Source organism: Microbacterium sp. 01T413_2, from assembly GCF_056398985.1.
The window spans coordinates 1-20,366 of sequence record NZ_JBFTQL010000045.1; the positions used below are offsets into that span (position 1 = coordinate 1).

Annotated in this window: 23 protein-coding genes; 11 read left to right on the forward strand and 12 right to left on the reverse strand. The window is 70.7% G+C overall.

All coding sequences use genetic code 11. The features are described 5' to 3' along the window. On the forward strand, positions 1–1,631 hold a 1,631-nt coding region (locus tag AC1DMN_RS17325; protein ID WP_477384668.1), incomplete at its 5' end, for a sensor histidine kinase. Next, positions 1,622–2,287 (forward strand): response regulator, encoded by a 666-nt coding sequence (locus AC1DMN_RS17330; protein WP_440732638.1) that lies wholly within the window; start codon positions 1,622–1,624, stop codon positions 2,285–2,287. The genes AC1DMN_RS17325 and AC1DMN_RS17330, both read left to right, overlap by 10 nt. 180 nt (positions 2,288–2,467) lie before the next feature. Here the strand turns inward: AC1DMN_RS17330 and AC1DMN_RS17335 are convergent, their stop codons facing one another. Next, entirely contained in the window at positions 2,468–3,769 is a 1,302-nt protein-coding gene (locus AC1DMN_RS17335) for a serine hydrolase domain-containing protein (RefSeq protein ID WP_477230047.1), read from the reverse strand. Positions 3,770–3,773: 4 nt separating this feature from the next. Continuing rightward, positions 3,774–4,007, reverse strand: coding sequence for a hypothetical protein (locus AC1DMN_RS17340; RefSeq protein WP_477230046.1), 234 nt, complete (start codon positions 4,005–4,007; stop codon positions 3,774–3,776). Positions 4,008–4,207: 200 nt separating this feature from the next. On the opposite strand from AC1DMN_RS17340, the gene AC1DMN_RS17345 reads away from it, so the two are divergent. Then, a complete protein-coding gene (locus AC1DMN_RS17345; RefSeq protein WP_477230045.1) occupies positions 4,208–5,521 on the forward strand; it encodes a serine hydrolase domain-containing protein in 1,314 nt (437 codons plus the stop codon). 144 nt (positions 5,522–5,665) lie between these two features. Here AC1DMN_RS17345 and AC1DMN_RS17350 read toward each other — a convergent pair whose 3' ends face one another. From AC1DMN_RS17350 to AC1DMN_RS17380, 7 genes are read right to left on the reverse strand one after another with little or no spacing between them, the layout of a single operon-like run. Beyond that, on the reverse strand, positions 5,666–6,280 hold the full coding sequence (locus AC1DMN_RS17350) for an alkylhydroperoxidase domain protein (protein WP_441978151.1): 615 nt from the start codon (positions 6,278–6,280) through the stop codon (positions 5,666–5,668). Position 6,281: 1 nt separating this feature from the next. Beyond that, positions 6,282–6,869 carry a CMD domain protein gene (locus AC1DMN_RS17355; protein ID WP_477230044.1) on the reverse strand — a complete coding sequence of 196 codons (588 nt, stop codon included), beginning with the start codon at positions 6,867–6,869 and terminating at the stop codon, positions 6,282–6,284. Continuing rightward, positions 6,862–7,977, reverse strand: coding sequence for a putative FMN-dependent luciferase-like monooxygenase (locus AC1DMN_RS17360; protein WP_477230043.1), 1,116 nt, complete (start codon positions 7,975–7,977; stop codon positions 6,862–6,864). Before AC1DMN_RS17360 ends, AC1DMN_RS17355 begins: the two co-directional genes overlap by 8 nt. Beyond that, positions 7,974–8,699 carry an ABC transporter ATP-binding protein gene (locus AC1DMN_RS17365; RefSeq protein WP_440732645.1) on the reverse strand — a complete coding sequence of 242 codons (726 nt, stop codon included), beginning with the start codon at positions 8,697–8,699 and terminating at the stop codon, positions 7,974–7,976. Before AC1DMN_RS17365 ends, AC1DMN_RS17360 begins: the two co-directional genes overlap by 4 nt. Then, a complete protein-coding gene (locus tag AC1DMN_RS17370; RefSeq protein ID WP_441978148.1) occupies positions 8,696–9,664 on the reverse strand; it encodes an ABC transporter ATP-binding protein in 969 nt (322 codons plus the stop codon). The genes AC1DMN_RS17365 and AC1DMN_RS17370 overlap by 4 nt, the downstream gene beginning before the upstream one ends. Further along, complete coding sequence (locus tag AC1DMN_RS17375; protein WP_477384670.1) at positions 9,661–11,463, reverse strand: ABC transporter permease; 1,803 nt, start codon at positions 11,461–11,463, stop codon at positions 9,661–9,663. The genes AC1DMN_RS17370 and AC1DMN_RS17375 overlap by 4 nt, the downstream gene beginning before the upstream one ends. Before the next feature lie 9 nt (positions 11,464–11,472). Continuing rightward, complete coding sequence (locus AC1DMN_RS17380) at positions 11,473–12,642, reverse strand: ABC transporter substrate-binding protein (RefSeq protein WP_477230041.1); 1,170 nt, start codon at positions 12,640–12,642, stop codon at positions 11,473–11,475. A gap of 436 nt (positions 12,643–13,078) precedes the next feature. Between AC1DMN_RS17380 and AC1DMN_RS17385 the strand changes: the two genes are divergently transcribed. The 6 genes from AC1DMN_RS17385 (at position 13,079) to AC1DMN_RS17410 (ending at position 17,083) form a co-directional block, all read left to right on the forward strand. Next, positions 13,079–13,297 carry an RNA-binding S4 domain-containing protein gene (locus AC1DMN_RS17385; protein ID WP_440732649.1) on the forward strand — a complete coding sequence of 73 codons (219 nt, stop codon included), beginning with the start codon at positions 13,079–13,081 and terminating at the stop codon, positions 13,295–13,297. Between the two features lie 193 nt (positions 13,298–13,490). After that, entirely contained in the window at positions 13,491–13,925 is a 435-nt protein-coding gene (locus AC1DMN_RS17390) for a hypothetical protein (RefSeq protein ID WP_477230040.1), read from the forward strand. A gap of 9 nt (positions 13,926–13,934) precedes the next feature. Then, complete coding sequence (locus AC1DMN_RS17395) at positions 13,935–15,047, forward strand: sensor histidine kinase (RefSeq protein WP_477230039.1); 1,113 nt, start codon at positions 13,935–13,937, stop codon at positions 15,045–15,047. Next, positions 15,044–15,679: a response regulator gene (locus tag AC1DMN_RS17400; protein WP_441978144.1), complete on the forward strand. Its 636-nt coding sequence runs from the start codon at positions 15,044–15,046 to the stop codon at positions 15,677–15,679. The genes AC1DMN_RS17395 and AC1DMN_RS17400 overlap by 4 nt, the downstream gene beginning before the upstream one ends. A gap of 132 nt (positions 15,680–15,811) precedes the next feature. Next, entirely contained in the window at positions 15,812–16,555 is a 744-nt protein-coding gene (locus tag AC1DMN_RS17405; RefSeq protein ID WP_441978143.1) for a sulfite exporter TauE/SafE family protein, read from the forward strand. A 48-nt stretch (positions 16,556–16,603) separates the two neighbouring features. Next, entirely contained in the window at positions 16,604–17,083 is a 480-nt protein-coding gene (locus AC1DMN_RS17410) for a P-loop nucleotide/nucleoside kinase family protein (RefSeq protein WP_477230038.1), read from the forward strand. Here AC1DMN_RS17410 and AC1DMN_RS17415 read toward each other — a convergent pair. From AC1DMN_RS17415 to AC1DMN_RS17425, 3 genes are all read right to left on the reverse strand, one after another. Further along, positions 17,080–18,156 carry an RNA polymerase sigma factor gene (locus AC1DMN_RS17415; RefSeq protein ID WP_477230037.1) on the reverse strand — a complete coding sequence of 359 codons (1,077 nt, stop codon included), beginning with the start codon at positions 18,154–18,156 and terminating at the stop codon, positions 17,080–17,082. The two genes, AC1DMN_RS17410 and AC1DMN_RS17415, sit on opposite strands and share 4 nt — an antisense overlap. Positions 18,157–18,301: 145 nt before the next feature. After that, entirely contained in the window at positions 18,302–18,688 is a 387-nt protein-coding gene (locus tag AC1DMN_RS17420) for a YciI family protein (RefSeq protein WP_440732656.1), read from the reverse strand. Positions 18,689–18,785: 97 nt separating this feature from the next. Beyond that, complete coding sequence (locus tag AC1DMN_RS17425; protein WP_477230036.1) at positions 18,786–19,496, reverse strand: MerR family transcriptional regulator; 711 nt, start codon at positions 19,494–19,496, stop codon at positions 18,786–18,788. 99 nt (positions 19,497–19,595) lie between these two features. Between AC1DMN_RS17425 and AC1DMN_RS17430 the strand changes: the two genes are divergently transcribed. After that, positions 19,596–20,036 (forward strand): DUF6194 family protein, encoded by a 441-nt coding sequence (locus AC1DMN_RS17430; protein WP_477230035.1) that lies wholly within the window; start codon positions 19,596–19,598, stop codon positions 20,034–20,036. Next, a partial coding sequence (locus AC1DMN_RS17435; RefSeq protein WP_477384672.1) for a putative immunity protein occupies positions 20,033–20,366 on the forward strand: 334 nt, incomplete at its 3' end. The genes AC1DMN_RS17430 and AC1DMN_RS17435, both read left to right, overlap by 4 nt.

Genomic DNA, 20,366 nt, shown 5'->3' on the forward strand with positions numbered 1-20,366 from the left:
CTGTCGAACTGGGCATCGGGCTGCGCATACCTGACGCGCTCTGGGTGGTCGCGCTGTTCACCGGCGTGTTCTGGATCTGGGTCGCCGCGGGCGTGCTCGCCTGGTGGCGCCGCCCGCACAACAACACCGGGCAGCTGCTCGTGGTCGGCGGCATCGCGCTGTTCCTCGCCGGGCTCGTCAACCTCGGCGTCGACGCGCTCTCGGTGCTGAGCGCGATCTTCGCGACGAGCCCACTCGCCATGACGATGCATCTGCTGCATGCGTTCCCGTCCGGGCGCCTGCGCGGGCGGCTCTCGATCACGACCGTGGTGCTGGGCTGGGTGGCGTGTCCCGYCTTCCAGCTCGCGCTCGTGCTGCTCTCGGCGTCCGCGCCGGCCGCCGTCCCGATCGTCGCCGCCGTGCAGAAGACGCTCGGGATCACGGTGATGGTGCTCACGGCCGTCGTGCTGACCCGGCGTCTCGTCGTCGCCGACCCGGGCCACCGGCGCGCGCTGCTGCCCCTGTTCGGCTACGGCATCGTGGCCGTGCTGCTGCTCGCCTTCGCGCCCACGATCGTCGGCGCATTCGGGTGGGATCCGGCGATCGGCGGCGTGACGCAGCTCATCGTCTCGGCGGCGATCCCCATCGCCTTCCTGCTCGGGGTGCTGCTCGGCGGGTTCCGCCGCACCGGCGACCTGGAGCCGCTGAGCGCCTGGCTCGGCATCACCGGCGCGGGCGGACCCGCCGTCGCCCGCGCCCTGGCCGGCACTCTCGGTGACGACTCGCTGCGCGTCGTGTACTGGGCCGCCGAGCGCGGCGAGTACGTCGACGAGACGGGCGCGCCGGTCGACCCCGCCCAGCGCGGAGCGGACCGGGGCTGGTGCGAGATCCGCGTCGACTCGCGACTCGTGGGGGCGATCGTCTACGACACCCGGATGACCGCGGATCCGGCACCCGTGCGGCGTGCGGGCGACGTGCTCGCCATCGCGATCGACCGCGAGCGACTCACCGCCGAGCTGCTCGCGAGCAACGATGCGCTCACGCAGTCGCGGATCCGCCTCGTCGAGACCGCCGACCGGGAGCGCTCGCGGATCGCGCAGGATCTGCACGACGGCATCCAGGTGCAGCTCGTGCTGCTCGCCCTCGCCGCGCAGACCATCGCGAACGCCCCCGATGCCGGCCCCGCGACGAGCGAGGCGTCGGCACGGCTGCGGCACGGGATCGACGAGGCCGCGGCCGATCTGCGCCGCCTCGTGCACAACGTGCTGCCGGTCACCCTCACCGAGCGCGGGCTGACCGCCGCCGCGGAAGACCTCGTCGACCGGCTGGCGATCCCCGCGACGCTGGAAGCCGACATCGACGACGCCACGATCTCGTCAACGACCGCGCACACCGCGTATTTCATCATCGCCGAGGCCCTGACGAACACGGTCAAGCACTCGAAGGCGTCGCTGGTGCGGGTCACCCTGCACGTCGAAAGCGGCCTGCTGCACATCCTCGTCCGCGACAACGGCGTGGGCGGGGCGAGCGTCGACCGCGGTGCGGGCCTGCACGGCCTTCTCGACCGCGTCGACGCGCTCGGCGGCAGCCTGCGGATGCGATCGGATCCGGGACACGGCACCGAGGTGAAGGTGGAGCTGCCATGCGCGTGATCATCGGCGAGGACGAGGTGCTGCTGCGCGAGGGCTTGCGGCACCTGCTCGCACAGGACGGCTTCGAGGTCGTGGCGGCCGTCGGCGACGCCGAGGCGCTGCTGGAGCAGGTCGAGCTGCTCGCGCCGGAGCTGGTGATCACCGACATCCGGATGCCTCCGACGCACACCGACGAGGGGCTGATCGCCGCGCTGCGGATCCGCGAGGCCCATCCCGCGATCCCGGTCGTCGTGCTCTCACAGTATGTGCAGCGCCGCTATGCGACGGAGCTGCTCGATCAGAACAGCGGCGGATTCGGGTATCTGCTCAAGCAGCGCATCGCCGACGTCACGACCTTCACCGCCGACCTCCGCCGGGTGGCCGCGGGCGGCACGGCCCTGGATCCGGAGGTCGTGTCGGTGCTGGTCACGCGGGCGAGCCGCGCGAGTGGAGCCGTCGGATCCCTCACCCCGCGCCAGCTCGAGGTTCTCTCGCTCATGGCGGAGGGACGCAGCAACGCGCGGATCGCGACGGATCTGTTCCTCTCCGAGAAGGCCGTCGTGCAGCACACCTCGCACATCTACACCGCGCTCGGGCTGTCGGTCGACGGCGACGACCACCGACGGGTGCTCGCGGTGCTGCGTTTCCTCGCCTCGGTGGCGGAGGAGTACCGGTGAGGAGGAGTCCCTACCCCCCTCGGGGTCGTTGAGCGAGCACCGAGCATCGCGAGGAGCGAGACGAAACGCGATGCCCTCACGGACGGCCCTCACCGACGGGCACCGCGTTTCGTCTCGGTTTGCTTCGCCGTCCTCGCTCAACGACCCCAGGGCCCGCACTGACGACGCAGCGGGTCGGCACTACTTCCGCGGCGGCGGGACGTAGGCGGTGCCCAGCTCGCCGGTGAGGGCGACCAGGAGCCGCACCGCAGGCGTCTGGCAGATCGCGTCGCCCGGGTCGTCGGTGAGGGTGGGCGAGGTGGTGCAGCCGCCCGACGCGATGTCGCTGTTGGTCTGCACGGCGACCGTGGTGTCCGTCGCCGTGTCGTAGAAGAGCGAGGTGTTGTAGCCGGAGAGGTCGCCGGTGTGGCCGACCCACCCCTGCGAGCAGCTCAGCCCGAAGCCGTACCCGATGTCCGAGAACGAGGTCAGTCGCAGGGTCTGCGTCTTCCCATCGACCAGCCCCTGGCCGGTGCCGAGTGCGCGCCCCATGGTCAGCAGGTCGTCGATGTCGGAGATGATCTCGCCGGCCGTGAAGCTCCATGACGGATTCCAGTCCGTGGAGTCGGCCGGGGCGTCCGGGGTCGCACTGTTGCCGTTCAGCGTGTACCCGCGTGCGTACGGCTCCGGCAGCGCGGCCGAGGTTCCGGGCCACGACGTGTGCGCCAGGTGCAGCGGATCGAAGATCCGCGTCTGCATCAGCCGGCCGACGTCCTGGCCGGTCACCTTCTCGATCACCTTCCCGAGCAGCACCGTGTTGGTGTTCGAGTAGGCGAACCCCTCCCCCGGAGGGAACAGGGGTGAGACGGCGGCACCCGCCTGGATGACCTCCTCGGGCGTGTAGACCGCGGTCGGATCCGCGAAGTACTTCTCCAGGAGCTTCGCGTTCATGGTGTAGCTCGCGACACCGCTGGTCATGTCGGCGAGCTGCGTGAGCGTGATGGTGTCGCCGTTCGGGATCCCGTCCACGTACTTCCCGATGGTGTCGTCGAGCTTCAGCCTGCCCTCCTGTGCGAGCTGCAGCACGATCGTCGCCGTGTACATCTTCGTGAGCGACGCAATGCGGGTGTGCATGCCGACCTGCATCGGGGTCCCGGCCAGATCGGCGTTCCCGTAGGCCTTGGTCCAGGTGCCCCCGGGCGTGCGCACGCCGACGACCGCACCCGGGGAGGCGCCGAGGGCGAAGGCCTTCGCCGCCACCGCGTCGAGCTTCGCGACGGTCTCCGCGGACAGGGGCGACATCGTCTTCGCGCCCGGCTTCGCGGCGATGGTCCGGGCGGGATCCGCGACGCATCCGGCCGGGGACGTGGACGGCGACGGCGAGGCGGTTCCAGGTGCGGCGCCGGAGGGACCGGAGCAGCCGGCCAGGATGAGAGCCGCGGTCACCGCGGCGAGCGCGAACGCCCGGCGCAGAGCCGGCGGGACCGTGCGGGAGGACGGCATCGTCTCAACCTCCGTAGATGTAGATGCTCTTCATGAGTGATGTGGCGATCATGGCGGCGGGCGGGCGCCCGTCGGTGGTTCCGGTCATCGTCTTCGTGTGGGATCCGGTCCGGAAGTGGTCGTCGAGAGAGACGGGGACGGATCCGCGCAGCTGCGTCACGCCGTAGGTCGCGGTGTCATCGCCCTGCGGTCGGCGCACGCGCGTCGCTGCTCCCGGCCGCATCTCGTCAGGCGCCATCGTGAGCCTCCTCATCGCACACCCGGTCCACCGCGCGTGCGGATCCGACCCTCGTCTCTCCCCCTCGAGCATCCCCATGCGACCACCAGTCTCCCGGGGCCGCGCCTGCGGCGGAATGGGTCTACGTCTATTCCTCCCGGACGCCGCCGGTGCCAGGGTCTCCTTGGGGGAAGGATCGATCTGCCCGAAGGAGCTCCGCCATGGTCACCGCTCGTCTCGCACGGCCGATCGCGCTCGCGGCCGCCCTGCTCGTGCTCGCCGGCTGCTCCGCACAGCCCTCGACCGGACCGACCTCGACCGGCGCCGGAACCCCCTCATCGACAGTGCCGGCGGTCTCGACCTGCGTCGCCGACCCTTCGGCCGTGGTGGCGCGCACCGCGGACCTCCCGTCGTCGGCGCTTCCTGACGACCTCACCGCGACGATCGACAAGACCTCGCAGGACGCCTTCGCACAGACCTCGTCGAAGGGGGCCGTCGTGGCCGTGCAGTCGCCGAAGGGGCTGTTCCTGAAGGCGTACGGCGTGGCGGATCCGGCCGCCGGCACTCCGATGACGACCGACGTCTACCAGCGCGTCGGATCCATCACGAAGACCTTCACCGGCACCCTCACGACGCAGCTCGCCGCCGAGGGCAAGCTCAGCCTCGACGACACGATCTCGAAGTACGTCGACGGCGTCCCGCGCGGCGACGAGGTCACGATCCGCATGCTCGCGGACATGACCAGCTCGATCACCAGCTACACGAAGGACCCGGCCTGGCAGAAGATCTTCTTCTCCGAGACGGACCGGGTCTGGAAGCCGCAGGAGCTGCTCAAGGCTGGCATCTCACTCCCGCCGCAGGACTTCGCGCCCGGGACCGCGTTCGACTACTCGAACACCAACACGATCCTGCTGGGCCTGGTCATCCAGAAGGTCACGGGCCAGAGCTTTCAGGACGTGCTCGCGGAGAAGATCCTCACTCCCCTGGGCCTGACGCACACGATCTTCCCGGCCGGATCCGCCGCATTCCCGGATCCGCACGCCCAGGGCTTCACGCTGCAGGGTGGACACGGCATCCCGGAGAACCCGGCGAACACGACGAACTGGAACCCCTCCTGGGGCTGGACCGCCGGCGAGCTGATCTCCAGCGCGCCGGATCTGCTGAAATACGGCCGCGCGGAGGCGACGGGAGCGGGACTCGTACCGGCGAAGGACCAGATCGAGCGGCTCACGTCGTTCCGCGAGTTCAACGGCCCCGGCAACGGCGGCTACGGCATCGGCTGGGGCTGCCAGAACGGCTGGGTCGGCCACACCGGAGAACTCCCGGGCTACAACACGGCCATGTTCTACAACACCAAGGACGACACCACGATCATCACGATGGTGAACAGCGACATCCCCTCAGGCGACTGCCCGAGCGACGCCCGCACCCTCACCGACAACCCGACGGATCTGCCCTGCAGTTCCCCCGCGACCCGGATCTTCCAGGCCCTCGCTGCGACGCTGGGCACGCCGTTCGCCCCGCAGAAGAAGTAGCCCTGCAGCCCGGATCCGTCGTGGCCCGGCCCGGCTGGCCTGCGTTTCCCTCCCCGTGCTGTCTTTCCCTCCCCCTAGAGGCGCCTCTGCGGGGAGGGAAAGACGATGCGGGGAGGGAAACGCGGATCCGGAACGCTGTCCGGATCAGGCCTTCGGCGCGGGCGGCGTCGGCTCGCCGAGCGACAGCATGAGGCGGTTCGCCCAGTTGAAGAACGACGCGCTCTGCACCACGTCGACGATCGCCTGGTCGTCCAGGCCCGCCGCGCGCAGCGCCTGCACGTGCGCCTCCCCGAACCGCGACGGGGTGGCCGTCAGCGCGGCCGCCGCCTCGATGATCGCGGTCCAGCGCTCGTCCTGCTCGCCGTCGATGCCCTCGTCCAGCAGCCGCTGCACGTCGTCGCGGCGCGAGGGCGCCTGGATCGTCGCGAAGCGGGAGTGCACCGAGGCGCAGAACAGGCAGCCGTTGACCCGCGAGGCCGCGGCGGCGGAGATCTCGCGCTCGGCCCGGCCGAGACCGGCGTCGGTGTTGTAGAAGATGTCGTTGTCGGCGCGGGTGCGCGCGCCGAGCACCACGGGATCGCGCACGAGCAGACGGAAGTACGGGCTCGCGGCGCGGGAGCGCTCGACGAGGGCGGTGTAGTCGTCTTCGGTCAGCTCGTCCTCAGGCTTCGGCTCGAGCCACGGCACCCAGCCGAGCTCTTCCTGCGTGAAGACGTGCGGCGGGGTCACCTCGGGGTGACGCAGAACCTGCTCTGCCATGTCAGATCGCCTCCTTGAGCACGCTGAGTCCCGCGATCACGCGGAGCTGGAAGTGGGTGAACGCGACGAGCTGCGACACCGTGACGACGCCGTCGGTGCTCCAGCCCGCATCCAACAGCGTCTGCAGCGCGTCCGGACTCGAATCGCGGGGACGGTATGTGAGCAGGTGCGCGTGCTCGAGGGCCGCGCTCAGGCGGGATCCGATCGCGTCTCGGAGCGCGGTCGGCGCGACCCAGCGCAGGCCGTCCTCATCCTCGACGCTGAGCGGACCCTCCGGATACGCCCCGTACGGACCGGTCGTGAGCGCCTCCGGCAGCGCCGCGTCGATCGCCGCGCGCACGCCGGGATCCGCGGCCTCGAGCAGCGCTCGGTAGTGGCCGGCGAGAGCGTCCGCACGGCTGAGCGCGGCGACCCAGTAGCCCAGGGCCGCGCGCTCCGCCACAGTCGCCCGGTCGAGGTCGGCGGGCGTTGTGATGAGGCCGTCGTACGTGGCCTGGGCATCGCTGCGTGCCACGGGGCGCTTGGCGCGCAGCGCGTCGAGCGGGCTGCCCGGGACGATGCCGACGAGGTCGTCGATCAGATCAGACATGGGTCTCCTCCGGGATGGTCAGGATGGCGTCGTCCGCATCGAGCGGCTCGGGCCCTTCGACGGGCTCAGGGACCGCCGGGCTCCACCCCAGCGCCGGGGCGACCCGGGTGGCGATCAGCTCGAGCGAGCGCAGCAGCACGGCGTGCGGCGGATCGACCGGGTGCGACTGGAACACGATGTCGGTGGCCGAGGTGAGCACATGGTCCTGCGCGAGCTCCTCGATGATCTGGTCCGGAGTGCCGACGTGCAGGTCGAACAGGATCCGCAGCTCCTCGTCGCTCGCCCCGTCCGGGATCGCGATGCCCATGGGGCGGGCCGCGGGCAGCGAGCGCTCGATCCCGCGTGCCAGGAGCGCGGCGACGTCGGCCTCGTCGTCGACCACGACGAGGCCGCGCGASGCGAASGTGCGCGACGAGACRCCGTCCGGCAGRGCCGCCTCRTAYGCGTCGATGACGAGSCGCTGCGTGTCGGCGAGTGCGGTCGCACCGGATCCGGCGGTGTGCGGCTGCGACTTCGACAGCATGAGGCCGGATCCGGCGGCGCCGATACGCGCGGCGCCCTCGGGCGAGAAGGTGGCCTGCCAGAGCGTGTCGAGGAGCTCGGGCGCGGCCGGGTAGAGGCTGCCCCCGTCGGCGGTCAGCTGGTCTCCGCGGAGGGCTTCGTGCAGGCGGGCGAGATGGCGCCCGTAGATCGCGCCGCGCTCCTTGGGCTCGTGCCCGAACGGCGGGAACGAGCTGGGCGTGCCGCCGCTGCCGACACCGAGCTCGAAGCGTCCGTCGCTGAGCAGCGACAGCACGGCCGCGTCCTCCGCGACGCGCAGCGGTTCCTCCAGCGGCAGCGTCACGATGCTCGTACCCAGGACGATTCTCGTCGTCTGCGCGGCGGCGTGCGCCAGGAACACCAGCGGCGACGGCAGCCCGCCCTCCGCCTCATGGAAGTGGTGCTGCGCCACCCAGGCGGAGTCGAAGCCGAGCCGTTCCGCCGTGCGGATCTGCTCCAGGGCGAGCCGATAGCGCTCGGCGGCCGGGGCGTCGTCGAGCACCCGGGTGAAGAACCCGAGCCTGGGTCGCGCCGAAGGCACGCGTTGCGTGCGAGAGCCTGCGGTCATGAGCCGCTCCTTCCGAGGTAGGCCTCTTGAATGCGGGGGTCGTGCAGCAGCTCCTGCGCCGACCCCTCGGCGACGATCTCGCCCGTCGCCAGGACGTACCCACGGGACGCGATCGACAGCGCGAGCTCCGCCTGCTGCTCCACCAGCAGCACCGCGACGCCGAGCTCGCGGTTGAGCCGGGCGATCTCGTCGAGCACCTGGTCCACGAGCTTGGGCGAKAGTCCCATCGTGGGCTCGTCCATGCAGATCAGGCGCGGCCGGCTCATCAGCGCCCGCGCGAACGCGAGCATCTGCTGCTCGCCGCCCGAGAGCGTGCCCGCCTCCTGCCGGCGGCGTTCCGCGAGCCGCGGGAAGTGCTCGCGCATCCGCTCGAGGTCCTCGGCGATCCCGGCACGATCGCGGCGGGTGTACGCCCCGGCATACAGGTTCTCGTCCACGGTCATCTGCGGGAAGACGCGCCTCGCCTCGGGCACGCTCGCGATCCCCGCCCGCACGCGCTTGGCGGTGGAGCGTTGGGTGATGTCGGCGCCCGCGAATGCGATACGCCCGTCCTTGACCCTGTTCAGTCCGAGGATCGACTTCATCGTGGTCGACTTGCCCGAGGCGTTGCCGCCCAGCAGCGACACGATCTCGCCCTCGCCGACCTCGATCGACACGCCGCGCAGCGCATGGAAGGGACCGTAGTAGACGTCCACCGCGTCCAGGCTCAGCAGGGCGGTCATCCGGATCCCTCCTCGCCGGAGTCCGCGCCCGGGGTCGTTGAGCGAGCGGAGCGAGACGAAACGTCGCGCCCGCGTGGTGGCCGCGTTTCGTCTCGGTCGGCTTCGCCGTCCTCGCTCAACGACCCCGGAGCTTCCCGCCGCCGGCCGAGATAGGCCTCGATCACGGCGGGGTCGTTGCGCACGGCCTGCGGGTCGCCCTCGGCGATGATTCGGCCTCCGTCCATCACGATGACCCGGTCCGAGACCGTCATCACGAGGTCGAGCTTGTGCTCGACGAGCAGGATCGCCTGCCCGGAGGCCTTCAGCTCGAGCAGCTGTGCAAGCACCTCGGCGGTCTCGGACTGGTTCATTCCGGCGGTGGGCTCGTCCAGGACGAGCAGCTTCGGCTGCAGGGCGAGTGCACGCGCGATCTCGGTGCGCCGCCGGTTCGCGTAGCTCAGCGTGTACGCCGGGTCATCGCGCCGCGGACCGAGCCGGGCCTCGAAGCGGTCGACCTCGAGGTCGATGACCGCGTCGATCTCCGCGCGCTCCCGCCGTGCGGCCGGGGTGCCGAAGACGGCGACGAACAGCTCGGCGAGCAGCGGGATCCAGCGCAGCAGGAAGACGTGCGAGAGACGGCGGAACGGCCGGTGCGCATGCAGTTGGGAGTGGATCCCGACCTCGATGTTGTCGGCCACCGAGAGGGTGGCGAACACGCGGCCGTTCTGGAACGTGCGCGCGATGCCGTGCTCGGCGATGTCGACCGTGCTCGCGTGATCGATGCGTGCTCCGTCCAGCGCGATCGTGCCGCCGTGCGCCGGGATCGTCCCGGTCACGAGGTTGAGCGTGGTCGTCTTGCCGGATCCATTGGGCCCGATGATCGACACGACCTCTCCCGGCTGCACCTGGAACGTGACGCCGTCGACGGCGCGCACGCCGTCGAAGTGGCGCTCCAGGCCGGTGACGTCGAGCAGTGCGGCAGTCATGAGTTCCTCACCAGGACGCCGCCGGGCCGGAAGCGCACGACGAGGATGAGCACGAGGCCGTACACGATGATCCGCCACTCCGGCGTGAACCGCAGCAGCTCCATCGCGCCGATCAGCACGATAGATCCGACGACCGCCCCGTAGGGCAGACCGACGCCGCCGAGGATCACGATCGTGACCACGAGCAGCGACATCAGCATCGTGAACATCGTGGTGTCGATGTAGGTGTACTGATGCGCGAGGAGCGATCCGCCGATGCCGGCGAAGAACGCCGAGATCGCGAACGCCAGGGCCTTGTAGTCGCGCACCCGCACTCCCGAGGCGAGGGCGGCGACCTCATCGGAACCGACCGAGGAGATCACCTTCCCGAGATGGGAGCGCCTGATCCGCCACATCACCAGCAGGGTGAGCACCAGCACGACGAAGTCGATGAGGTAGTACGCGAGCGGGGTGTTCAGGTCGATGCCGGCGATGGACGGCACGGGGATGCCGTAGATGCCCTGCGGCACGATGAGCTGGATCAGGGCCACGATCGCGATGCCGAGTCCGAGCGTGGCGATCGAGATGTAGTGGCCCTTCACACCCCAGATCGGCGAGGCCAGGATCGAGGCGATCACGGCCGCGCCGATGCCCGCGATCGGGAGCGCGAGCCAGAACGAGAGGTGCAGGTGCACGCTGAGCAGCGCCGAGAGGTAGGCGCCGATGGCGATGGGGCCTGCCTGCCCGAGCGCGAGCACGCCCGCCTGTCCCGCCGTGACCGTGAAGCCGGCGGCGATGATGGCGTAGACGAGCACCTGGGTGCCGGTCGTCAGCACGTAGGTGTCGGCGAGGATCGGCACGAGCACACCGAGCACGACGAACGCGGCGATCCACACCCACCGCGGGATCCGCAGCGGGCGCCCCTTGCCCAGGAACGTGCCCGTGAGCGGCTCGGTCGAGATGAGCGGCACCTTGCCGAGCAGGCCGCCGGGGCGCACGATCAGCACCACGAGCAGCACGACGAACACGATGATCTGGCGCGCGGTGTCGCCGAACCAGTAGATCCCGAACGCCTCCAGGATCCCCAGCACGAATCCGCCGACGACGGCGCCGACGAGGGATCCGAGGCCGCCGAGCGCGGCCGCGACGAACGCGGTCATGCCGATGTTCAGACCGGAGACGGGGTTCACGACCCCGATGTAGAGCGAGAAGAAGATGCCGGCGAGGCCGYCGAGCCCCGATGCGATGACGAAGGAGACGTTCTGCACGGATCCGACCGGGATCCCCATCTGCAGGGCGGCTTCCTGGTCCTGCGCGGTGGCGCGGATCGCCCGCCCCGCCCGGCCGTACTTGAGGAAGAGCGACATCGCGATCATGACGACCGCCGTGATGCCCAGCATCACCAGATCCGAGGTGCCGAAGCGCATGTTCCCGATGTGCAGGTTCGAGGTGGGCAGCACCTGCGGGAACGAGCGGAACTGCGCGGAGAACGCGAGCTGGGATCCGTTGTCGAGGATCTGCGCGACCGCGTACGTGGACAGCATGGCCGCGAGCGGCAGGTACTTCGCGAGCGGACGCACGACCGCGATGTTGATGACCAGGCCCAGCAGGGCGCAGATCGCGAGCACGAGCGGCAGGGCGATCCAGAACGGCTGCTGCAACTGCGCCACGAAGAACCAGGCCAGCATCGCGCCGAGCCCGAAGAACGAGAACTGCGCGAAGTTCACGACGTTCATGACGCCGAAGACGAGCGAGATGCCGACCGCTCCGAGGGCGTAGACGTTCCCTCGGAGCAGGCCGGCGATCAGAGTGTCGAGCATGGGGCGCGATCAGCCTTCGATGGCGACCCAGGCGCCGTCCTTCAGCACGGTGGGGGTGAGCTGCGGCGAGGCAGGACGACGGGTGTCCTTGTCGAACGAGAGCTTGCCGTAGACGACGCTCGGCACGTCGGTGATCTGCTGGAAGCCCTTCAGGATCCCGGCGCGGTCGGTGCCGCCCTTCTTCGCCGCGGCCACGGCGACGTGCAGAGCGTCATAGGCGCCGGCCTCGAAGAGGGTGACCTCCTTCTCCTCCGGGTACTTCTTCTTGAACGCCTTGACGAAGGCCTGCACCTCAGGTGCCTTGCTGGTCGACACGAACTCCGTTCCGATGACCGAGCCCGCCGCATCCGGGGTGCCGTCGAAGGACTCCTCGTCCTGGCCGCCGTAGAACGTGCCGGTGAAGCCGATCGCGCGCAGCTGAGTGACGAGCTTCGCCGCGTCCGGCCCGTAGCCGACGTGCGCGAACGCCTTCGGGCTGCCGGCGACGGCCTTGGTGAGCGAGGGCCGGTAGTCGTCGGAGGTGGGGTCGATCGCCTCCGCGTCGGTGATCTTGAGGCCGATCTTGTCGGCCTCGGCCTTGAACGCCTGGAACGCGGGGATGCCCCAGTCGGCGGTGTTCAGGTAGGTCACGCCGATCGAGTCGATGCCCTGCTTCTTGATGTAGTCGGCCGTCCAGGTGTAGCTGGCGCTCGTGGTGATCGCGCTCGACCACTGGTACTGCGTGCCCTTGGCCGTGAAGTCGGGGTTCGAGTTGTTGAAGCCGTACTGCAGCAGCTTGCCCGCCGTGTATATCGGCGAGGCCGGGATCGACGCCGCCGACGAGTAGTCGCCGAACACGAGCGAGATCTGCGGGTCGTTGACGAACTTCTGCGCCACGGTGACCGACTGCTTGGGGTCGGACTGCGAGTCCTCGTACTTGAGGGCSACSGGGTGRCCGTTGATGCCGCCGTCCTTGTTGACCTCTTCGACGGCCAGGTCGAACGCCTTCTTGAACTGCTCGCCGTACTGCGCGTACTGCCCCGTGGTCGCGGACGAGACGCCGAAGTACACGGTGCTGCCGGCGGAGGCGCCCGCCGACGGCCCGTTCGCGGAGGCGGAGAGGCTGCATCCGGCGAGCGCGAGGGCTGCGGTGGTCGCCATGATCCCGGCGAATGCGATGCGTCGAGTGTTCCTTGCCATGGGGGCCTCCTTCGGGTCGCCGCACCGCGGGTCGGTGCCGTCCGGACGACGCGCTGTGTACGACGCCCGGCGATGCGCCGACGGAACGGGCGGCCGCGGCGTGTGCCCACACTCACATGCCCGCCGGATCCACTGCCGTTGTGTGTCGCTTTTCGACATCGTGTGACGCCGCGGACGGCTTCTGTGACGCCACGCGACGCGGATTCCGCGTGCACGGATCCTCACCCGAATCGGCGGGGGTAGGCTGCGCGGTTCCGCCGTCGGTCGACGTGTTTCCCTCCCCTGACCGTCTTTCCCCCTCGGGCGGACGTCAGTGCGAGGGGGGAAAGACGCTGCGGGGAGGGAAACGCGGTCAGCAGTGTTGCCGGCGATGCAGCAACGCAGCGGATCCGGCACCGCAGCGGATCCCGCGCCGCGCCTGGGATAGCGTGGCAGGATGAGCGTGAACGACGACGTCGCCATCGGCGGTGAGAGCATCCGGCTCGGCCAGTTCCTGAAGTTCGCCGGGCTGATCGACTCCGGCGGGGACGCCAAGGGCGCGATCCTCGACGGGTACGTGCGCGTGAACGGCGAGGTCGAGCGTCGCCGCGGACGCCAGCTCGTCGCCGGCGACCTCGTGACGCTCGATGAGCGCACTGTGCGAGTGCGCCCCTGACGTCGAGCCAGCGCGTCGCACGGCTCGTCCCTCACGCTCACTGGTCGCATCTTGCGGCTATGGCGCACGGAGAACCGCGATTCGCGACAAGTGAAGCGGCGAAGGAGCCGGGTCACGACTCTCCGACCGATCGGTGGCCGAGCCTGACCGATCAGTGGATCCGGGCGGCGTCTCCCCTGAGGAATCTGGAGACATGACCAAGACACTCTCCCTCCCCGCGGACCGCGCCCTCACTCCCGCCCGTCGCGCGGCCTTCCGTCCCGTCCTCCTCCTCGGCGGCGCCTTCGCGGCGGTCAGCGCCGTGATGATCGCCTTCCTCGGCATCGCCAGCGCCACCGGCATCGGCTTCGAGAGCGCGATCTGGGTGCGATGCTCCCTCGTGCTCGCCAGCGCGGTCGTGGTGCTGGCCATCGCCGCCTCCGCCTCCCGCGGTTCCCGCGCTGCCTGGGTGCGCCTGCGGATCATCAGCCCCGTCATCGTCGTCGCGGTGGTCGTGATCGTGTCCATCCCCGGCTTCCTGCCCGACTGGGTGCGCATCGAGCAGGCGGTCTGCGGCCTCCTGCTCCTGCCCGTCGCGATCCTGGTGAACCTGCCTCGCATGAGGGCGCTGTTCGCTGGGAAGGCGTAGGGTCGGCGCGTGGTGGACTCGCGCTGGCGGACCGTGCTGGCGGTCACTCCGTATATCGTGCTGGGGCTGCTGGTCGCATTCATGCTGCTCGCGCAGTGGGGCCAGTGGGCGCGGCTGACGCCGATCCTGGCCCTCTGCGCGGCCTACGGGCTATGGGTGCTGGTGATGCGCACTCTGCCGTTCCGCTGGCGCGACCGTCCCTCCGCGATCGCGGTGTTCCTCGCCGGGGCGATCGTGCTCAACCTCCTGCTGGTGCTGCGCGAGGGCTCCTTCGGATTCCTCGCGATCGCGACGTTCTCCTTCGCCTACTCGCTCGCCGAATGGCCGTGGGAGCTGCTCCCGGTGGCGGGGACCGCCGTCGTCGCCGGCCTCGCACAGAGCTCCGGTTTCCGGGCGGATCCGGCCGGCGTCGCAGGGACGATCGCGGTGATCCTGCTGAACATCGTGGTGATGTGCGGGCTCTCGTTCGGTCTGCACCGCGCCGAGCAGAACCTGCAGCGCACGGCGGTGCACGACGAGCGCGCCCGCCTCGCCCGCGAGATCCACGACACGCTGGCGCAGGGCTTCACGGGCATCATCACCCAGCTGCAGGCGGCCGGGCAGGCATCCGACGACGCGGCTCGCCGACGGCACACCGAGGCGGCTCTCGCGCTGGCCCGCGACGGGCTCGCGGAGGCGCGTCGCTCCGTGCAGGCGCTGCGCCCCACGGCGCTCGAACAGACCTCGCTGGCCGACGCCCTCACCGGCGTCGCGCACTCGTGGTCGACGCGCACCGGCATCCCCGCGGCGTTGACCGTCACGGGAACGGCCCGCCCTCTGCCGACCGAGACCGAGGTCGCACTGCTGCGCACGGCGCAGGAGGCTCTGACGAACATCGAGAAGCACGCCGCCGCACGCCGGGTGACGATCGCACTGCGGACGGATGCCGCCGGGGTGAGCCTGGAGGTGCGCGACGACGGCCGCGGCTTCGACGCCGTCGAGCGCGTGCAGCGTGCAGCGGAGGGATCCGGCGGTTACGGACTCATCGCGATGCGCGAGCGGCTGGAGGCGGCCGCCGGCAGGCTCGTCGTCGAGGCCCGTCCCGGACGCGGCACGGTCGTGCGGGCGGAGGTGCCGGCATGAGCGCACTCACCCTGCTCGTCGTCGACGACCACCCGGTCGTACGCGACGGCATCGTCGGCATGGTCGGATCCGCCGAGGACATCGAGGTCGTCGGCGAGGCCTCGGACGGCGCCGAGGCGGTCGCCCGAGCCGAGGTGCTCGCGCCGGATGTGGTGCTGATGGATCTGCGGATGCCACGGATGGACGGCGTCGCCGCGCTGCGGGAGTTCGCGCGGCGCGGCATCGGCAGTCGCGTGGTGGTGCTGACCACTTTCGACGCGGATGCCGACGTGCTTCCCGCGATCGCGGCCGGAGCCACCGGGTACCTGCTGAAGGACGCCTCCCGCGACGAGCTGCTGGCGGCGATCCGCGCGGCGGCCGCGGGGAAGACGGTGCTCGCGCCCGAGGTGGCCTCGCGCCTGGTCGGCCGCGTACGCGCCCCGGAGGCGAGCCTGCTCACCCCGCGCGAGCTGGAGATCCTGGGGCTCGTCGCCGACGGTGCGACCAACCGCTCCGCCGGCGACCGCCTGCACCTCAGCGAGGGTACGGTGAAGACCCATCTGCTCAGCATCTACGCCAAGCTCGGGGTCGGCGATCGCGCCTCGGCGGTGGCCGAGGGGTTCCGGCGGGGTCTGCTCGACACGACGCACTGAGAGACCCGAAGCCTTGGGCATCCGGCAACGGCGCTTCCGAGTCGCCGCGACGGCGGGGAGCGGCTGCTAGTTTTCGATGATGCGCTCGATCCGACTCGCGCCCGTCCGCGTCAGCCGCCGCGGGTCCCGGCCATGATCGATCTCGCGCCGTGGGCGTGGATCCTGCTCGCGGTCGCGGGCACGGTCGTCGGGCTCTCCAAGACCGCGCTGCCGGGTGCGAACACCGTCTCTGTGGCGATCTTCGCCGCGCTGCTGCCCGCCCGCACCTCGACCGGGGCGCTGCTGCTCCTGCTCATCGTCGGCGACCTGTTCGCGCTGCTCACCTGGCGCCGCCACGCGCACTGGCCCACGCTGCTGAGGCTCGCCCCCGCGGTCGTCGCGGGGCTCGTGCTCGGCGCCGTGTTCCTGGCCTTCGCCGGCAACGCCGTGGTGCGCCCCGTGATCGGCGTGATCCTGCTGGCGATGGTGGGGATCACCCTCTGGCGGCGCCGGCGGACGGCTGCCGCTTCTGAGGGCGCGGCGCACCTCGGCACCACGCTCGGCTACGGCGCGCTGGGCGGCTTCACCACGATGGTCGCGAACGCGGGCGGACCGGTCATGTCGATGTACTTCCTTGCGATGCGCACCCCGGTGAAGGTGTTCCTCGGCACGGCGGCGTGGTTCTTCGCCATCGTGAACATCGTCAAGGTGCCGGTGCTCGCAGGCCTTGGGCTGATCACCGTGCCGGTGCTGCTGATGGATCTGGTGCTCGTGCCGATGGTCGTGATCGGCGCGCTGTTCGGCCGGTGGCTCATCCCCCGGATCCACCAGGCGCTGTTCGATCGGATCGTGCTGATCCTCACTGTCCTCGGTGCGCTGTATCTGCTGATCCCCTGAAGCCGCGCTCATCGACGTGGCCGAGGGGCGGAGCGTAACCTCGACCCGGTGACAGTGCACAAGACTCGAGGGCCCCGCGTCGTGATGATGTGCGGGCCAGGTGGTGCCGGCAAGACCACTTACGCCAAGCGCCTGGAGCGCGAGGGCTGGACGCGTTTGTCGTTCGAGGTGGAGTTCTGGGATCGCGGAATCACGACGATGCCCTCCGCCGAAGTGGTCGCCGAGGTGGCGGCAGATCTGAAGGCGCGCTTGCTGCGCCAGGTCGCGGCGGGGAACGATGTCGTGCTCGACTTCGGATTCTGGTTCCGACGACAACGCGATGAGTTCCGCGCACTGCTCGCCCCTCAGGGCATCGTGCCGGAGACGGTCTACATCGCGACGAGTCTTGAGACCATCCTGAGCCGAGTCGGTGACCGACACGGCAGGCAGGCGGACGATTGGCCGCTCACCGCGCAGACGGCGACGGAATACTTCGAGCGGTTCGAGCCGCCGACGCCCGAGGAGGGACCCCTTGAGGTGGTCCTCTAGATGTAGCCCTCGCCTCGTTTCTCGACCGCGGCGAGCGCGTCGATCGCACCGCGTGTCGGGGCGATCCGCACGAGCCCGCGGTAGAGCCGCAGCAGCGCGGCCCGGTCGGTCACACCGGTGCGGGCGCGGTCGCAGTGCACCGACTGGATCGCCGCCTCGAGCTGGAACCGGCCCGGCTCCGCTCCCCCGGCGACGCCGCTGAGCCGCGCCGCCCGGTGCAGCAGCGCCTCACCCTCGGCGATGAGCGCGGCGTCCCAGAGCGCCGGATCCTGCTCGTCCAGCGCGGGCCAGGGCTGGCCGGGCGCCGGGGAGACCCGAGCGGGCGCCCGGGACTGCGCGAGCGTGAGCAGCGCCGCCAGGCCCCACGCCTCTGCATCCGTCTCGAGCAGCGTCGCGGTGAGCACGGCGAGCCAGCGGGCCTCGTCGGCGAGCGAGGTGCGCACGTCGTCGTGTCGGCCGAGCCAGTCCAGCGCGTAGGCGCCGTAGATCGCCTCCAGAACGGCGGTGGTGCGGGCGGGCATGTCGCTGCGCGTCGGCAGGGCGAAGCGGATCCCGGCGTCGCGGATCTTGCGCTTCGCCCGCACGAGGCGCTGCGCCATGGCCGCGGGTTCGACGTCGAACGCGCGCGCCACCTGGGCCGCGTCGAAGCCGAGCACGGTCTGCAGCATGAGCGGTGTGCGGATGCTCTGGTCGATCGCGGGATGCGCGCACGCGAACAGCAGCTCCAGGCGCCGGTCCGGGATCGACTCGCCGCGTTCCACGAGCGCTTCGACGTCGATCCCCGCATCCGCGCCGTCGCCCCACTCGTCGTCGAGCGGGGTGCTGGTGCGACGCGCCGCGGAGCCCCACACGTCGCGGAGTCTGTTGCGGGCCACGGTGAGCAGCCATCCTTCCGGGTTGTCGGGCACTCCGACGTCGCGCCAGGTGCGCAGTGCACGTTCGAGGGCGTCGGCGAGACAGTCCTCGGCCAGCGCCAGGTCGCCGGTCCCGCCCGCGAGGAGTGCGACGAGCCGTCCGTAGGAGGCGCGGACCGCGCGCTCGGCGGCGGACCGCGCCTCCTCTGCCGCGCTCATTTCGCCTCCTGGGGTGCGGGATCCGGATCCGCACGAGAACCGCGAGACCGAACTTCCGTCCCGAGACCGCCGACACCATCGGCGGTCTCGGGACACAGGATCGGTCTCGCGGCCTCACGGCGGCGCCGACCACACGCTGCGGCATTCACCGGACCGGCGAAGCTCCCTGCCATGCTCCGTCCGCGAACCGTGTCGCGACGGGACGCACCTCGACCGCGCCCCATTCGACCGACGGCGCCTTCGCGGCCCAGGCGAGCGCCGCATCGAGATCGTCGACCTCGATCACGAAGGTGCCGCCGAGCTGCTCCTTGGTGTCGGCGAACGGCCCGTCCTGGATGACCGGCTGCCCGTCGCGCACACGCACGGTCGTCGTGGCGGTCGACGGGTGCAGCACCTCGGCGCTGCGCAGGACGCCCGCCTCATCCAGAGCCTTGGCATAGACGTCGAAGGCGCGCATGCCCTCGGCGAGCACCTCCGGCCCGAGATCCTCGGCGCTCATCTCGGGGTACTGCAGCAGAAGCGTGTAACGCATGATCCGTCCTTTCGTAGGTATCGACATCATGGTGACGATCGAAGGATCCGCCGATCGACATCCTCCTCCGCGACGGGCCGGATCGGGAGGGCGAGGATCAGTCCCGGTGCGTCTCGGCCGGCGTCGACGTCAGGAGATCGTGCAGCAGACCCGCCGCGGCCAGGAGGGCGACACTGCGGCGCGTGAGGTCCGCGAGCCGCTGCTGCAGGATCCGCTGCGCATCCCCCGCATCCCCGTGCGCGCGCACCTCCTCGAGGATGCTCCGGATCGCAGGGATCCCGTACCCGCCGGCACGGAGGGCAGCGGCGATCCGTGCCTCCGTCATGGCGAGGGCGCCATAGCTCCTCGCGCCAGACCCGTCGGATCGGGTCGTGCGGACGAGGTCCTCGCGCTCCCAGTGCCGAAGCGCGGAGGACCGCACGCCGAGCGCCTGTGCCAGCTCGCCGATCGTCATGGCGTCGCTGTCGTCGTACTCCTCCGCGGCCTCTGCCAGCACGGCGTCGAGGCCACGGAGGGCCTCGTGCACTCTGCGGCGCTCGAGGACGAGGTCGCCGTGCAGCTCGTCGATGCGGGCGGCCGCGGTGTCGACCGGTCCGGCGGCGAGGGCGGGCAGTAGGGTCCGCGCCGCGACCGGCCCGATCGCCTCGGCCAGGGCGCGATATGCGCGAGCCGCGATCACGTGGCGGGCGTCGTAGCGGCGGTAGCCGTTGGCGGCGCGCGGAGCGGGTGGGAGCACCCCGAGGCGTTCGAGATCGCGCACCTGCTGCGGGGAGCATCCGGCGAGCCGCCCGACGTCCGCCGTCGACATCTGCTCTGGAGGGTTGACCGCGTTTCGCCCCGATGAATCCCCGCGTCCCGGATGCATAAGTCCACATAAGCACGTCAACCTCACGATGGAAGGATGGAGATGCAGCAGATCGTGGATCATGTCAGGACGTTCGAGGGCGTCCTCGTCCTCGCCCCGGAACCCGGAGGCCCTCATCCGGAGATCGCGTGGGGTGACGTGTTCTTCTACTACGCGCCCGATGGCGCCGTGCCGGAGCGCACCCAGCCTTACGGCACGATCGTCACGAAGGACTATCCCGAAGACCGGGCATCCGCGCTGGACTCGCCGGCTCGCTTCCGGGTGAACATCCAAGTCGGCAGGGAGCGTGCCGCGCAGCTCGCGCTCGGAGAGGATCCGGCCGCGAGCGACGCCCTCGCACCGCACCCGCAGTACGGCGATGCCGGCTGGGTGAGCGTGGTGAACCCCGGATCCCGGACGGCGGGGCTGGTCCTCACGCTGCTGCGCGAGGCGCACGATGCCGCTCGCGCCCGCGCAGAGCGCCGAGATCGGGGCGGGAGATGAGCCGGGCACTCTCCGCACAGACGCTGTCCGAAGAGGACCGGCGCCTCCTCGCGGGGTGGGCCGCGACCTGCGCTGAGCATGTGCTGCCGCTCTTCGGGGCGGAGGCACCGGACGACGATCGCCCCCGTGACGCGATCGCACGCGCGCGGGCCTTCTCGCGCGGCGAGCTCGACGCCGCGGGAGAGATCCGGCGCCGGTTCGTCGCTGGCCGGGCAGCGCGCGCGGTCTCCTCGGTCGGGGCCGTGTCTGCCGCCCGGGCTGCGGCGCAGGCTGCGGGCGTCGCGCACATGGGAGCGCACGCCCTCGGCGCYGCGGCSTACGCCGCACGTG